Source organism: Hyphomicrobium sp. (assembly GCF_003987855.1).
Lineage (GTDB): Bacteria > Pseudomonadota > Alphaproteobacteria > Rhizobiales > Hyphomicrobiaceae > Hyphomicrobium_B.
This window is the reverse complement of the sequence record NZ_RXIZ01000001.1, coordinates 108,576-122,649: the sequence shown is the minus strand read 5'-3', so window position 1 is coordinate 122,649 and position 14,074 is coordinate 108,576. Positions and strand designations below refer to the sequence as shown.

Here is a 14,074-nt window from a genome sequence, read left to right as displayed (position 1 = left end):
GTCGTCAGTGCAGCGTGCCTTTCTCGGTTGCGGGGGTGAGTTCTGCCAACATGACCTGCAGCCTGGACAGCGCTTCTGAAAATTCATGGAAGCTGCAAATGTCAGCCTTCCACATGTCCCCGATCAACCTCGCCGCCGGAACGATAAGGGCCTGGAACAGCGTTTCCAGCGTCGCGCCTTGAATGCGCTTGCTCTCAACGTACGAGGCCGCGACCGTCATCTCGCTCGCCAGCACGAGCTGCACGAGTTCGGCGACTTCGTCTCTCGCCTCCTCAGCTCCGATCGGCGCAATGTTTTGGCCCATTTGAGCCGAACAGCCATGGGCGAGGAGGAGGCGCGGAATGATCTCGCATTCAATCGTGCGGGTGAGTTGCGCCCGGCGCATGTCACGGGCAAATTTTTCGCGCATGCGCTTGGTTGCGCGTGTCTTTTCGGCCTTTGGCGTGGGGATGGCTTTGGGTTGTGCCTCCGGCGACTTCAGGCTGCGGCGCAGCCATTTTTCGGCGAGGTCGCCGACCCTTGTCTCCCACGCGTTAAGTTCCAACGGCTTGATGACGTAGCCGTTGGCGCCGGCGAGGTAGCAGGCGTCGATGTCCCGGGAGTGCGACGATGTCGAGAGTATCAGAACCGGGATCCTGCGGTCTCGATCCAGGGCGCGGAGGGCCCTCAGCAACTGAAGACCGTCGACGCCCGGAAGATTGAGGTCGAGGAGAATGAGCGCCGCCTTCATGGCTACGGAATTGCCCGCATCCGCCGACAATGAATTCATGGCGATGCGGCCATCTTCCCAGCGTTTGACGGGATTTTTCACGCCCGCCGAGCGCAACGCGTGCTCGAGCGTCATGAAATCCGTGTCGTTGTCCTCAATGGATAAAACAGGTCCCAGTTCGGGCGTCATGACAGGCCCTCCGGTGCGAGTGTGAAATAAAATGTCGAGCCTTCGCCCACCTTAGACTCGACCCAAATCTTGCCGCCGTGGCGTTCGACAGCTCTTCGTGCAATCGTTAAGCCGGCGCCAACGCCGCCGCCGTATTCGTTCTTGCCATGCATGCGCCGGAAGATTTCGAACACGCGTTCGCGCGCGTCTTCCGGAATACCAATGCCATTGTCGCGCACGTAATATCGGGGAGGCGAGGAATCTTCCGATCCGATCTCGATCCAGCGATTTATCTTATCGTTATACTTCTTGGCATTGGTAATCAGGTTCGCCCAAATTTCGCGTACTCGTACGCGATCGCAGGTGACGAAGCCAATAGCCTTGGGCCGCCGAATGTCGACGTTCTGCTGGCCGGCGGAGTGGCGGCAGTCCGATATTGCTTCGTCGACGATCTCGTCCATGTTGGCCGTCGTGAGGTTCAGCTCCAGGCGTCCCGTTCGCGAATATTGCAACAGGGACTCGATGAGATCGTCCATTCGGCGCGTAAGCTTCAGGATGTTGTCGAGCTGCTCGCGCCCTTGCTCGTCAATTTTTCCCTCAAGGCCGCGCTGGAGGAAACTCGCGAGAAGGTGGACGCCGCGCAAGGGTTCTTTCAAATCGTGCGACGCAACATAAGCGAAGCTGTCGAGCTCGACATTCGCATCTGCTAACTCGCGATTGATGCGTTCGATCTGCCGGGCTCGGGTCAATACGACTTCGTTGATGGCCTGGCGGAGGTTGGCGGCCACTTCCTTTTCGTCGTTGCGCCACGGCTCGGAGCGACCTTCGACACTTTCCTTCCAAAGCGCGAACGAGCTTCTCGGCTGCAGGCGCAGCTCACCGTCGGTTTGGCTGACTTTGACCGGCTTCTTGGGATCGCCCGCCCAATTGACGATTTCGATGTGCTCAGGCCGGAACCACATGAGGAATTCTTGCGTCTCTGGAGCTACTTGAACGGCCAGCACGCCGCTTGCCAGAGATTTATACGTAAGCGCAGGCGGATAGATCTCTGGCAGGCGGTTTGTTGCGAACACTGTTTCCGGTTGCGCCGTGAGCCATGTCGCGAGGGCTTCGAGTTCCTGTTTCGAAGGCGTCGAGCCGATCTGAGAAATGTTCCCGCGCGAGACGATAGCTGCGCCGGTTGCGGGGATCAGCGTCAGCAGGTTGGGAGACCGTTCTGCTTGCCCCAGAGCATCGTGAAAATCGCTGTTGCGGCTCAATTTTTCGACGAGTTGATCGGTGACGGCGGCCATACGCAACCGTTCGCTGTAACCATCGGCGTCTTCCTTGGCTCCGAGTAGGAGCGAGACCATGTGCGAGAGAAACTCGGTGGCCATTCGCGCTTCGTAGGCGACCTGCCGTGGACCGCTATGGTGCATCGCGGAAATCAAACCCCAGAGCTGCCCCTCTTTCATGAGAGGCATCACCATCGTCGATCGAACGCCCATGTTTTTGAGGTATCCGGTGTACATCACCGAGACGCTGCGAAGGATCGAGAAACTCATGTCGACCGGCTTGTGGGATGCCGGGTGAAATTCCGGGTAAAGGCGAACCGGAACGTAATCGACGTCCGGCAGATGTCTCAGCCAGCTCAAGCCAAACAGCCGGCGCGCCGGCGCCGGTATGTCGGACGCCGGATAGTGGAGGCCAAGATACGGTTCGAGATCCTGGCGCTTGGCTTCCGAGACGACGTGGCCGCTTCCATCTTCGGCGAACTTATATGCCATCACGCGGTCATAGCCGGTGAAGTTTCGGATCCTGTCGACGGCGAGGTCGAGAAACTTCTGCAACCCGTGGGTATTCTCCAAAGCCGTGACTGCTTCCCGGACATCGGAATAAAGGTGTGCATTGGGGGCATCCGCGCGCGTGCCGGCCGCCTCGATTTCGAGGATCAGAGCGCCGTCGCAGCGATGAGCGAAAATATTGACGCCTCGCGTCGAGCCGGCAAACGACTCACGCACGACGTGAACGGGTCCGTTCTCGAGGGACACCCGCCGCAATCGGTTGAGCATTTGCGGCGCGCTGCGATCGAAGACCTCTTCGATCGATTTGCCGAGGAGTTGCTCGGCGGGACGGCCCAGGAACTTGACGCAATTCTCGCTGACCTGACGAATGACATAGGCGGGCTCGTCAACGATCATCATCACGCCGTGCGGCTGGACGGCGCCGGGAAATTGAACCAGCTCGCGATCGCAGTTCGAGAGGTCGACGTTCTTCGCAGTAACGATAGTCGACGCTTTGCGCTTTTCAGCCGGGTTCATGACCGAACCCTGCGATTGCTGCTATCGATATTTCGCGCAAGCCGCCGAATGCGCAGCCAAGCAGGTGCACGGCGTCCTCCTCCACCAGTGCCCTCTTCTCGGGGCTGATGCATCGTCCGCATGTCGAATTGCTTTGTCAAGACTCTGCGACAGTAGACGGACTTGACGATGGAAGATCCAATGTCGGCGTAATCAGATATGTAATTGGAAGGCAAGGGCTCGCGCACGTTGAAGCGCGTTGAATTTGCAGTGCAGCATGGCGGGCGTTATGCGCGGCCTCGGACTGCCCATCGGGGCATCCGAAACGGCAGCATCGCCTGCACGATCGGTTTGGAGAAGCGCGACAGCGACAAGCTCTCGTGCATCATCGTTATCGACCGTCCATCGATGACGCTTGCTACAATTGAGCGGGTGTAAAAGGGCGTGTCTTCGAGCGTCTTCTTTATGCGTAAAATCCCCCCGGCATCGCAACGCGCACGACGCGGGACGCGCCATACGGAACCGACAGGAAGATCGCGCAACGGCGGCGCGGGGACATCCGATATCGCTCCGGAAGTATCGAAGACACGGAAGATCGACTGTTTTCTGCCGTCGCGCATTTCCGTATCGTATGCGATCAAGGTGCCGGCATCGGTGTGTGCGCGCGCCCAATTCCACCGATCGAATGAAGCCTCCAGAGGTTCCGACCCGAAATTGCAATCGACGTAGGCTTCTCCCGTCCAGCGAACGTCCGGTTCGGCCAAGTCAACCTCAATTCGCGCGCGCGGCGCGATCGGCATCCATGAATGAGCTCCGGAGGGGTCTAGCGGGAAAGCGACGTTGAAAAGGCGGTCCGGATAGACGCGCACTTGGCCCTTGATCCGAGACGGGATCGGGACGCACATTTCATGCAGGCTGAAGGTCAGGCAATCGCCATCCCAACTGGCCGAGCTTCTTCCGATGTGGAGTTCGGTTGCGGTGCGATGAAGGTCGCCGTTCGGCCGCTCGGTCATCGCCCATCGCTTCGCGCGCGGCTCGTAGATCGCCACGTTCATCGCGCAGTGATTGAGGGGCTGGGCGGGGCCTCGCCGCCGGGCAAGCGCATAGTACGGCGAAAAGACGTTGCCCAGCATGGCGATGATCGTCAGTCCCCGGGCTCCATCGGAACTCAGCGCGTCGAGGTACCACCAGGCATAACCGTTGGGTGGAACCGCCGCGTCAAACGGGTGTCCGAGACGATTTGGGCCGCCGCCAATTGTCCTGATATTGCCGCCATCGGAACGCCGGCTCCCGGATGAGCGCTCCCCCCCGCCACATACAGGCCCTTGAGAAGCGTTTTCGCCGTAGGCCGGGCGAACGACGCTGCCCAGCCGTGCGATGCCCTTCCGTAGAGTGAGCCGCCCGTTGCCGGGAAGCGCTGCGCGAACTCGTTCGGCGTGGTTATCACCGTCCGGTTCGGCTCGACATCCAGTTCGAGACCGCACTTCCGCAAGAGCTCGAATACGCTTTTCGCGCATGATTGAATCTCCAACTCATCGAATGGGTGGACATCGCCAATGGCTGGCGCGTTCACGAGCGCGAAGATTCGTTCCGAACCTTGTGCTTCGAATGTGCCGTCGCGGTCTTGGGCGCAGACGTAGACCGTCGGTTGCGCCGGGAGCTGCCGTTTTGAGAAGATCTGATCGAATTCAGCGCGGTAATCGCTCGAAAAAAACACGTTGTGCCGCTTGAGGGGAAATCCGGAGGCTTTTGCCGACATCGCCCAGGTCACCGCCGAAAGGGAGCGCTCTCCGGGCGAAGTTTTGATGCTGTTTTTCGCCTCCGGTCCGAGCAGCCCTTGCGTGAGGGCGGCTACGTCTCCATTCGTGACGACGACGTCAGCTTCGATGTGTTCGCCTGACGCGAGCGTCACACCCGAGGCGCGGCCCCCGCGAACAGTAATTTGGCGGACGTCGGCGCCGAAGCGAAAGGTGACCGAATGACGTTGCGCGAGCGCCATTAAGGCTTCCGCGAGCCGATGCATGCCGCCGTCAATGAGCCAAACGCCTTCGCGTTCGACATGGGAGATCAGCATGAGCGTTGCAGGCGCTTCGAAAGGGGACGAGCCGCAATAGGTGGCGTAGCGCCCGAACAGCTGCCGCAAACGTTGATCCTGGAAGTATTCGCCGAGCGCGTTCCACAACGTGGTGAACGGCGATATGCGCCAGAGGGCGCCGAAGCCCTTCAATCCCGCTCCCGCGGCGAGGGATAAGGGGGTTGGTTTGGCTGAAAGGATGTAGGAATCCCTCAGCGTCTCATAGGTCTCCTGCGCACGTTTGCAGAATTGCAAGTAGCCGCGAGCGTCGGCAGCGCCGAAAAGATCGCCGATGGCATCGGACGATCTTGCCATGTCTGCATAGAGATCGAGGTACGATCTCTCGTTCCAAGCATGGCGTGCAAGCACATCGACCGGCGCGAGGCTGACGTAGCTTTCCAGCGACGCGCCCGCGCGCTCGAAGATACTGTCGAAAACCCATCGCATCGTGAAAACGGTGGGGCCCGCGTCCAGAATATCCGCACCGATTGCGACCGTCCCCATCTTGCCGCCCACTTTGCCGGAGCGCTCCAGGACGGTCACGTCGAAGCCTTCTATCGCCAGGTCGATGGCAGCGACCAATCCGCCAATTCCGGCTCCAATGATGACCGCGCGGGAACCTGAATTCATGCTGATCCAATATTTGCGTTGCGTACGGCGATCTGAAGTGTCAATATAAACTGACACCTGTAAATGACAATCACATAGTACTACAGGATGCCCCACATGAGCACGCAGCAGCGCATTGAATTTGCTTTGAAGGCCACCCTTCAGTTTGCGTGCGAAGCGCCTTGTCCACCGCGATTGCGCTACGCCATGCAGCACGCGGTGTTTCCAGGCGGAGCGCGCGTCCGTCCGCGTTTGTGCCTAGCAGTAGCGGCAGCCTGCGGGGATGAAAACCCCGATCTTGCCGACGGTGCGGCCGCCGCGATCGAGCTTCTGCATTGCGCATCGCTCGTGCACGATGATTTGCCGTGTTTCGACGATGCAGATGAACGGCGCGGCGTGCCGTCCGTTCACAAGGCTTTTGGCGAGCCTATCGCAGTTCTGGCCGGCGACGCGTTGATCGTCGCTGCATTTCAAACGATCGGTCTTTGTCTGCCGATGGCCCCTCTGCATGGCGCTCGCATTCTGACGGCCGTCGCGGCGGCGGTGGGCGGTCCGAGCGGCATTGTTGCGGGGCAGGCGTGGGAATCCGAGGATCAGGTCGTCCTGTCGGAATATCACAGGGCGAAGACAGGCTCGCTATTTTCTGCGGCCACCGTTTCCGGCGCAGAGGCCGCTGGTTATGAATCGGAGCCGTGGCGGCGTCTCGGGGATCTTGTGGGAGAGGCCTACCAGATCGCGGACGACATTTGCGACATGGTGGCGGATCCCGCGACGCGAGGTAAGCCATCGAAGCGGGATAGCGCGCTCGGCAGGCCGAATGCGGCGCAGGAGCTTGGCGTGCACGGTGCTGTCAGACGGCTTCGCGCGCTGCTCGCCGAAGCGACGGAAGCCGTTCCCGATTGTCCCGGCGCGGACGCCCTTCGCGCGCACATCGAGCGGTCGGCTTTGCCTTATCTTCCCAAAGAGTTGCTTGTTGCGGCGTAGCGAGGCGCCATGCGCGACATGGTCCGTCTTTTGGCGCCGAACGAATATGGATCGGCGATCAGAATGTTCGCGGACAAATGGAAGCGTTTGCGCGACAGAATCTATGTAAATCCGGCGTTTCAGCGGCGCGCGTCGAGGTTCTTTCTCACGCGCGCAATCGCGCGACGCCGCGCCCGGGACGTCTTCGACCTGTGTGCCGGTTTCGTTTATTCACAGGTTTTGAGCGCATGCGTCCAGCTCGAAATTTTTCAGCAGGTTCGCGATGGCCCGATGAGTGTTCGGGACATTGCGAGGCGATGCGGCCTGTCGCCGGAAGCCGCGTCGCGCCTTCTCGAAGCAGCATCGTCGCTGCGTCTTCTTGAGAAGCGTTCGGGCGAGAGGTTTGGCCTCGGCCCGCTCGGCGCTGCGGTGTTGGGAAACCCGGGCCTTATCGCGATGATCGATCATCATCGCCACCTGTATGTTGATCTGAACGATCCTGTGGCGCTTCTGCGGAACGAGGCGGCTGATACCCAACTGAGTAAATACTGGCCGTATGCGGAGACGGCGAGCGCGCGCGATCTTGGCCAGAACGACATCGCGGATTACAGTGCCCTGATGGCGGCGTCACAGCCGATCGTCGCCGACGAAGTTTTGGATTGCTATCCGCTCGATGCTCATCAGTGCCTTCTTGATGTTGGCGGCGGCGAGGGCGCCTTCATTGCAGAAGCGGCAGCGAGATTTCCAAATCTGCGCTTGATGGTTTTCGATTTGCCCGCGGTCGTTGAGCGTGCGGGCGCTTTCGTGGAGCGTGCCGGGATTTCGCAGCGCGTCTCCATCTATGGCGGCGATTTCTTTTCCGATTCGTTGCCTCGAGGCGCGGACGTTGTCTCCCTCGTGCGCATTGCATTGGATCACGACGACTCAAAAGTCCTGACCCTATTGAAGTCGATCCGCGCGGCACTTCCTGCAGGCGGCACCCTTTTGATCGCGGAGCCTGTGGCTGGCTCTGGATACGCGCCGATGGTTTCCGCTTATTTCGGCATCTATCTGATGGCGATGGGGCGTGGCCGGGTACGCACGCGACAAAAATTTGAACAATTATTGCGCGAGGCCGGCTTTCAAAAAGTCAGCTTTCGCAATGGCCGAGGGGCACTTCAGACGGGCGTTGTCATCGCGATTGCCTAAGAAGTGTATATTTAAGTTGACACTCATAACTGTCGCGTAAATAGTACATCAACTTTTGGGCGGACCAGCCGCCACGGAAGGTGAGTGATCGCATGGACGCCCTCGCCGTAGTCTTGCAGAAGCCGGAGCATCTCGCGCTTGATACGCTGCCGCTTGCTTCCGCTGGCGACGAGGACGTCGTTGTCGATATCGATTGGAGCGGCATCAGCACAGGCACCGAGCGTCTTCTCTGGTCGGGCCGCATGCCGCCGTTCCCGGGTCTCGGCTATCCGCTCGTGCCTGGTTATGAATCCGTTGGCCGCGTGCGCGTTGCCGGATCGGCATCCGGTTTGACCGAAGGGCATTGCGTCTTCGTTCCTGGAGCTCAGTGCTACGGCGATGTGCGCGGATTGTTCGGAGGCGCCGCTTCGCGTGTCGTCGTGCCGGGCCGGCGTGTCGTCCCGATTTCCGAAGATCTTGGAGAACGCGGCGTACTTATCGCGCTCGCAGCAACAGCTTACCACGCGGTGAGCGGTCATACCGCTCCGGATTTGATCGTCGGGCACGGGGTCCTGGGCCGGCTTCTCGCACGCATTGTGATCGCGCTTGGTCATCAGGCCCCGCTTGTTTGGGAGGTTGACGATACGCGGCGCAACGGTGCGATCGGCTATGAGGTCGCGGCGCCGGACCAAGCTCATAAGGGGTTCCGTTCGATTTACGACGCGAGCGGCGATGCACGGCTTCTCGACACTCTCATAAGCCGCCTCGCGCCAGCGGGCGAAGTCGTGCTGGCAGGTTTTTACTCCGAACCGCTGTCGTTCAAGTTTCCGCCGGCCTTCATGAGAGAGGCGCGGATTCGTGTTGCCGCCGAGTGGCGCAAGGAAGACATCGCGCAGGTTGCGCAGCTCATTGAAGACGGCCGCCTGTCGCTTGACGGCCTCATCACCCATCGAATGGCGGCGCGAGACGCTGATACGGCGTATCGCACCGCATTCGGAGACCCTTCGTGTTTGAAAATGATCCTGGATTGGAGAAAGCCATGAGCGATTGCGGCAATCGGGCTCAGCATTCGCCGGGGCGAAACATGCACGATTTCCTCCGCGCGGAAGCGGAGATCGAGCCCGATCCCGTGGCGACGGACGCACCTAAAAAAGAAACGCAGATCATTGCGATCTACGGCAAGGGCGGTATCGGCAAAAGCTTCACCCTTGCGAACCTGTCCTACATGATGGCGCAGCAAGGCAAGCGGACCTTGCTCATCGGTTGTGACCCGAAGAGCGATACGACGTCGTTGCTGTTCGGCGGCCGCGCATGCCCAACCATCATCGAGACCTCATCGAAGAAGAAGCTTGCCGGAGAGGACGTCAAGATCGGCGACGTCTGCTTCAAGCGCGACGGCGTTTTCGCGATGGAGCTCGGCGGGCCGGAAGTGGGCCGCGGGTGCGGCGGTCGCGGCATCATTCATGGCTTCGAGCTTCTGGAAAAACTCGGCTTCCACGAGTGGGGCTTTGATTATGTGCTGCTCGATTTCCTGGGCGACGTCGTGTGCGGCGGCTTCGGTCTGCCGATTGCACGAGACATGTGCCAGAAGGTGATCGTGGTTGGCTCGAACGATCTGCAATCGCTCTACGTCGCGAACAACGTCTGTTCGGCTGTCGAGTATTTCCGCAAGCTTGGCGGCAATGTCGGCATCGCGGGCATGGTCATCAACAAGGACGACGGTACGGGCGAAGCCGGAGCGTTCTGCGATGCCGCAGGAATTCCAGTGCTTGCTGCCATTCCAGCGCACGAGGAAATTCGCAGAAAGAGCGCAAGCTACGAGATCATCGGCCGACCGGGTGGCCGCTGGGCGCCGCTGTTCGAAGAGTTGGCGTTCAACGTCGCGAATGCCCCGCCGCTAAGGCCAAAGCCCCTGAATCAGGATCAGCTGCTCGGACTCTTCTCCGGAGAGGCGACGGGCCGCGACTACGTACTTGAACCGGCGACCTCCGAGGACATGTGCGGCGCCTCCGCGGCGAGCAAGCCATCGCTTGAGGTCATCTACGAGACGATCTGACAACGCTTAAAAAGAAGTGTGCAATGACTTCCTCCGAGCACGATAGCTCAGCACTGCGGTCGACGTCAGAAGTCGTCTACGACTTGGCGTCGTCCGCTTCTTTGTCGGTCATCGAAGAGGCGGCGCCAGCTGAGGCATGCGCGCCTGTCGCGCTCAATGATGGCGTTGGATGTCACTCAGGAAAAGATGAACTGCGGCGCATGGCGGAAGCGTCCGGCAAGAGCGAAACGCTCGCGCAATATGCCAAGGATTACCCGCAGGGGCCGCACGATCAGCCTCAGAGCATGTGCCCGGCCTTTGGATCGCTGCGTGTCGGACTGCGCATGCGGCGAACGGCAACTATTCTTTCCGGTTCCGCGTGCTGCGTATATGGGCTGACCTTTACTTCGCACTTCTATGGTGCGCGCCGCACTGTGGGCTATGTGCCATTCAATTCGGAAACGCTCGTCACGGGCAAGCTTTTCGAGGACATCCGCGACGCGGTTCACAAGGTCGCCGATCCTGAAAAGTACGACGCCGTCGTCATCATCAATCTTTGCGTTCCCACCGCGTCAGGCATTCCCCTTCAGCTTCTGCCGGCGGAGATCAATGGTGTGCGGATCATCGGCATCGATGTTCCTGGTTTCGGCGTTCCTACACACGCTGAGGCAAAGGATGTCCTCGCCGGTGCGATGCTCAAGTATGCGCGCTCGGAAATCGAATCTGGACCGGTCAAGGCGCCTCGCGCCGGCCGCCATGAGAAGCCGACGATCGCGTTGCTCGGTGAGATGTTTCCGGCCGATCCGATCGGCATCGGCATGCTGCTCGAGCCGCTCGGCCTCGCGGCCGGCCCGCAGGTCCCCACGCGCGAATGGCGTGAGCTCTACGGTGCACTCGATTGTTCGGCCGTTGCCGCCATCCATCCATTCTACACCGCATCGATCCGTGAATTCGAAGCTGCGGGCCGCGCGGTCATCGGCTCGGCGCCGGTGGGACGAGAGGGAACGGCAGCGTGGCTCGATGCGGTCGGCGCAGCAATGAACGTGCCTGCGGCGAAGATCGATGCAACGAAGGCCACTGTACTACCGATCATTGCAGCGGCCTTGGCGAAGATGCCCGTGAAGGGGCGCATCACGATCTCGGGATACGAAGGATCTGAACCGCTGGTCGCGCGGCTGCTCGTCGAGAGTGGTGCCGATGTCCGGTATGTCGGTACGGCATGCCCACGGACGGCGTGGTCCGAAGCAGATCGCGAATGGCTATCGGCGCGCGGCATCATCGTCAGCTACCGGGCATCGCTCGATCAGGATCTCGCGGCCCTGCGTGAATTCCAGCCTGATCTTGCGATCGGGACGACACCCGTGGTGCAGAAAGCCAAGGAGATGGCGATCCCGGCGCTTTACTTCACCAATCTCATTTCGGCACGGCCTCTCATGGGTGTTGCGGGGGCTGGGTCGCTGGCGCAGGTCGTCAATGCGGCGCTGGCCAATAAGGCGCGCTTCGAAACCATGCGTGAATTCTTCGAGGATGTCGGATCCGGCGTATCGGCGGGCATCTGGGAAGACGTTCCCCGCGACAACCCGCAATTCAGAGCCGAATACAAGCGGCGGCTCGACAAGGAAGCCAAGAAGCGCAAAGCCGAGGAGATGATCTGATGCTCATCTCCGATCACGATCGTGCCGGCGGCTACTGGGGTTCGGTCTACGCGTTTACCGCGATCAAAGGCTTGCAAGTGATCATCGACGGACCGGTCGGGTGCGAGAACCTGCCCGTGACGTCGGTGCTGCACTACACGGACGCGCTGCCGCCGCATGAGTTGCCGATCGTGGTCACCGGCTTGTCCGAGGATGAACTTGGGCAACACGGGACCGAGCAGGCGATGAAGCGCGCGCACAAGGCGCTCGATCCGTCGTTGCCGGCCGTTGTGGTCACGGGATCTATCGCGGAAATGATCGGCGGCGGCGTGACGCCGGAAGGCACCAGCATCAAGCGCTTTCTGCCGCGCACGATCGATGAAGATCAGTGGCAGAGCGCCAATCGCGCCATCAATTGGCTATGGACGGAATTCGGGCGGAAGAAAATACCGGCCGTGAAGCCGAGAGCCGAGGGCGAGAAACCGAAAGTCAATATCATCGGGCCCATTTACGGCACCTTCAACATGCCGAGCGATCTGGCGGAGATCCGGAGGCTCATCGAGGGTATCGGTGCGGAAGTCAACATGGTCTTCCCTCTCGGCTCGCATTTGGCGGACGTCGCCAAGCTCGCCGATGCCGAAGTGAATGTGTGTCTCTATCGCGAATTCGGCCGGCTGCTTTGCGAGACGCTCGAGCGGCCATATCTGCAGGCGCCGATCGGCTTGCATTCCACGACGAAATTCCTGCGGTCGCTCGGCGAGCTCCTGGGGCTCGATCCAGAGCCTTTCATCACGCGCGAAAAGCACACGACGATCAAGCCGCTCTGGGATCTCTGGAGATCGGTCACTCAGGATTTCTTCGGAACGGCCAACTTCGGCATCGTCGCGAACGAAACGTATGCCCGAGGCGTCAGAAACTTCCTCGAAGCCGAGATGGGACTTCCTTGCTCGTTTGCCGTCGCGCGGCAGCAGGGAACAAAGTCCGACAACGAACAGGTCAGGCGCGAGATCCGAGAGAAGATGCCGCTGATCCTGTTCGGAAGCTACAACGAACGCATGTATCTGGCCGAAAGCGGCGGCAGGTCGATGTATATCCCGGCGTCGTTCCCGGGCGCCATCATTCGCAGGCACACCGGTACGCCCTTCATGGGATACTCGGGCGCGACCTACATCGTGCAGGAAGTCTGCAACGCGCTGTTCGACGCGCTTTTCCATATTCTGCCTCTCGGGACGGATCTCGACAAAGTCGATGCGACACCGGTGAAGGCACATCGAGAACTTTCCTGGGATGACGAGGCGCGGGATGCGCTCACGCTGATCGTGGAATCACATCCGGTTCTGACTCGGATTTCGGCGGCGAAGCGGATTCGCGATGCCGTCGAACGCGAAGCGCGACTCGTCGGCGAAGACAGCATTACAGCGCGGCGTATCCGCGAATGCCACGCTTCTCTCACGGAGCGAGCATGAGATTTCGCACACGAAATTTGCGGTAACTGCAAAAGGCACGCAGGAGGACGAGATGGCGATATCAACGATGGATGTTCCGCATGGGCATGCGAAAGCCGGCGGCAGGCAGTCGCTGGAATACTACCTCATCTTCGCTGTCAGTTTCGTTGTCTTACTCGCGGCAGCTGTCTTCGAACGACTGATGCCGTGGAACTGGATGTCGAAGACAAAAAGAGAAACACAAAAATCGATCATCGCTGGCGCCTGGAGCGCGGCTCGTACCTGCACGGCCTATGCCTTCATGGGATAGGCCAAAACGTTCGCCCGGTGCTGCTGGGCGGAGATCGCGACTTACATCGCGGTCGTCTCTGCCGCGCAAGAAGTGCGGTGGAATCTGAAGCATGCATGAGGAGTAAAACAAATGGCTATAGACGAAAGGCGAGGCGGATCATTGTCCGGCTTGACCGAACAGGAAGCGAAAGAGTTCCACAGTATCTTTATGACTAGCTTCATCCTGTTCACGGCGATCGCGGTCGTCGCTCACATCCTCGTTTGGATGTGGCGTCCCTGGCTGCCAGGTCCTAACGGCTATGCGTCCCTGGACGGAATCCACGATGCTGTGAACTACGCGACCGCTGGCGGCGTCACCGACGCTGTGAGCTTTGTGAAATCATTGTTGGCATAGGAGAGGTCGATATGTGGCGACTTTGGCTTTTGTTCGATCCGCGCCGCACGCTGATCGCACTCTTCACGTTTCTGTTTGCGCTGGCATTGATCATTCACTTCATCTTGCTCAGCACGGATCGCTTCAATTGGCTCGAGGGCCCGCATCGCGGCACTGCGCCAAAGGCGGAGATCCAGCAAACAGTTCCGGATCGCGCTCCGGCCTGAGCATTCTTCTCGACGTGCGCAGATCATGGAGGACGAGGTGCCGGCTATGCACCGACATCCGTCCTCTCCCGCGATGTCACTAAGCGCGCTGGACTGCTTT

The 14,074-nt window shown here is 60.1% G+C and carries 13 protein-coding genes; 9 read left to right on the top strand and 4 right to left on the bottom strand.

The genetic code is table 11. The features are described from left to right. Positions 1 to 4: 4 nt before the first annotated feature. From EKK30_RS00535 to crtD, 4 genes are all read right to left on the bottom strand, one after another. Positions 5 to 898: a response regulator gene (locus EKK30_RS00535; protein WP_290978627.1), complete on the bottom strand. Its 894-nt coding sequence runs from the start codon at positions 896 to 898 to the stop codon at positions 5 to 7. Then, positions 895 to 3,177 (bottom strand): ATP-binding protein, encoded by a 2,283-nt coding sequence (locus EKK30_RS00530; RefSeq protein WP_290978624.1) that lies wholly within the window; start codon positions 3,175 to 3,177, stop codon positions 895 to 897. The genes EKK30_RS00535 and EKK30_RS00530 overlap by 4 nt, the downstream gene beginning before the upstream one ends. Before the next feature lie 266 nt (positions 3,178 to 3,443). Then, positions 3,444 to 4,289, bottom strand: a complete 846-nt coding sequence (locus EKK30_RS00525; protein ID WP_290978621.1) for a hydratase — start codon at positions 4,287 to 4,289, stop codon at positions 3,444 to 3,446. 35 nt (positions 4,290 to 4,324) lie between these two features. Then, a complete protein-coding gene (crtD, locus tag EKK30_RS00520) occupies positions 4,325 to 5,860 on the bottom strand; it encodes a 1-hydroxycarotenoid 3,4-desaturase CrtD (protein ID WP_290978618.1) in 1,536 nt (511 codons plus the stop codon). A gap of 96 nt (positions 5,861 to 5,956) precedes the next feature. Between crtD and EKK30_RS00515 the strand changes: the two genes are divergently transcribed. From EKK30_RS00515 to pufA, 9 genes are all read left to right on the top strand, one after another. After that, positions 5,957 to 6,823 (top strand): polyprenyl synthetase family protein, encoded by an 867-nt coding sequence (locus tag EKK30_RS00515; protein ID WP_290978615.1) that lies wholly within the window; start codon positions 5,957 to 5,959, stop codon positions 6,821 to 6,823. Positions 6,824 to 6,832: 9 nt separating this feature from the next. Next, positions 6,833 to 7,990: a methyltransferase gene (locus EKK30_RS00510; RefSeq protein ID WP_366927309.1), complete on the top strand. Its 1,158-nt coding sequence runs from the start codon at positions 6,833 to 6,835 to the stop codon at positions 7,988 to 7,990. Between the two features lie 92 nt (positions 7,991 to 8,082). Further along, the gene (gene bchC, locus EKK30_RS00505; RefSeq protein ID WP_290978613.1) at positions 8,083 to 9,012 is read left to right on the top strand and encodes a chlorophyll synthesis pathway protein BchC; all 930 of its coding nucleotides are present in this window, start codon (positions 8,083 to 8,085) and stop codon (positions 9,010 to 9,012) included. Beyond that, positions 9,009 to 10,025 carry a chlorophyllide a reductase iron protein subunit X gene (locus tag EKK30_RS00500; protein ID WP_290979059.1) on the top strand — a complete coding sequence of 339 codons (1,017 nt, stop codon included), beginning with the start codon at positions 9,009 to 9,011 and terminating at the stop codon, positions 10,023 to 10,025. The genes bchC and EKK30_RS00500 overlap by 4 nt, the downstream gene beginning before the upstream one ends. 23 nt (positions 10,026 to 10,048) lie before the next feature. Further along, positions 10,049 to 11,659, top strand: coding sequence for a chlorophyllide a reductase subunit Y (gene bchY, locus EKK30_RS00495; RefSeq protein ID WP_290978610.1), 1,611 nt, complete (start codon positions 10,049 to 10,051; stop codon positions 11,657 to 11,659). Next, on the top strand, positions 11,659 to 13,104 hold the full coding sequence (bchZ, locus tag EKK30_RS00490; RefSeq protein WP_290978607.1) for a chlorophyllide a reductase subunit Z: 1,446 nt from the start codon (positions 11,659 to 11,661) through the stop codon (positions 13,102 to 13,104). The genes bchY and bchZ overlap by 1 nt, the downstream gene beginning before the upstream one ends. A gap of 52 nt (positions 13,105 to 13,156) precedes the next feature. Further along, positions 13,157 to 13,393, top strand: coding sequence for a hypothetical protein (locus EKK30_RS00485; protein ID WP_290978605.1), 237 nt, complete (start codon positions 13,157 to 13,159; stop codon positions 13,391 to 13,393). A gap of 111 nt (positions 13,394 to 13,504) precedes the next feature. Beyond that, on the top strand, positions 13,505 to 13,768 hold the full coding sequence (gene pufB, locus EKK30_RS00480) for a light-harvesting antenna LH1, beta subunit (protein ID WP_290978602.1): 264 nt from the start codon (positions 13,505 to 13,507) through the stop codon (positions 13,766 to 13,768). Positions 13,769 to 13,779: 11 nt separating this feature from the next. Further along, complete coding sequence (pufA, locus tag EKK30_RS00475) at positions 13,780 to 13,974, top strand: light-harvesting antenna LH1, alpha subunit (RefSeq protein ID WP_290978599.1); 195 nt, start codon at positions 13,780 to 13,782, stop codon at positions 13,972 to 13,974. The last annotated feature ends 100 nt before the right edge of the window (positions 13,975 to 14,074 follow it).

Bases quoted from the DNA above. Each gene is read 5' to 3' on its own strand.
- EKK30_RS00535 (WP_290978627.1), bottom strand. From the start codon at position 898: ATGACGCCCGAACTGGGACCTGTTTTATCCATTGAGGACAACGACACG.
- EKK30_RS00525 (WP_290978621.1), bottom strand. From the start codon at position 4,289: ATGCTGGGCAACGTCTTTTCGCCGTACTATGCGCTTGCCCGGCGGCGA.
- EKK30_RS00500 (WP_290979059.1), top strand. From the start codon at position 9,009: ATGAGCGATTGCGGCAATCGGGCTCAGCATTCGCCGGGGCGAAACATG.
- EKK30_RS00485 (WP_290978605.1), top strand. From the start codon at position 13,157: ATGGCGATATCAACGATGGATGTTCCGCATGGGCATGCGAAAGCCGGC.
- EKK30_RS00530 (WP_290978624.1), bottom strand. From the start codon at position 3,177: ATGAACCCGGCTGAAAAGCGCAAAGCGTCGACTATCGTTACTGCGAAG.
- EKK30_RS00515 (WP_290978615.1), top strand. From the start codon at position 5,957: ATGAGCACGCAGCAGCGCATTGAATTTGCTTTGAAGGCCACCCTTCAG.
- EKK30_RS00510 (WP_366927309.1), top strand. From the start codon at position 6,833: ATGCGCGACATGGTCCGTCTTTTGGCGCCGAACGAATATGGATCGGCG.
- crtD (WP_290978618.1), bottom strand. From the start codon at position 5,860: ATGAATTCAGGTTCCCGCGCGGTCATCATTGGAGCCGGAATTGGCGGA.
- bchY (WP_290978610.1), top strand. From the start codon at position 10,049: ATGACTTCCTCCGAGCACGATAGCTCAGCACTGCGGTCGACGTCAGAA.
- pufA (WP_290978599.1), top strand. From the start codon at position 13,780: ATGTGGCGACTTTGGCTTTTGTTCGATCCGCGCCGCACGCTGATCGCA.
- bchC (WP_290978613.1), top strand. From the start codon at position 8,083: ATGGACGCCCTCGCCGTAGTCTTGCAGAAGCCGGAGCATCTCGCGCTT.
- pufB (WP_290978602.1), top strand. From the start codon at position 13,505: ATGGCTATAGACGAAAGGCGAGGCGGATCATTGTCCGGCTTGACCGAA.
- bchZ (WP_290978607.1), top strand. From the start codon at position 11,659: ATGCTCATCTCCGATCACGATCGTGCCGGCGGCTACTGGGGTTCGGTC.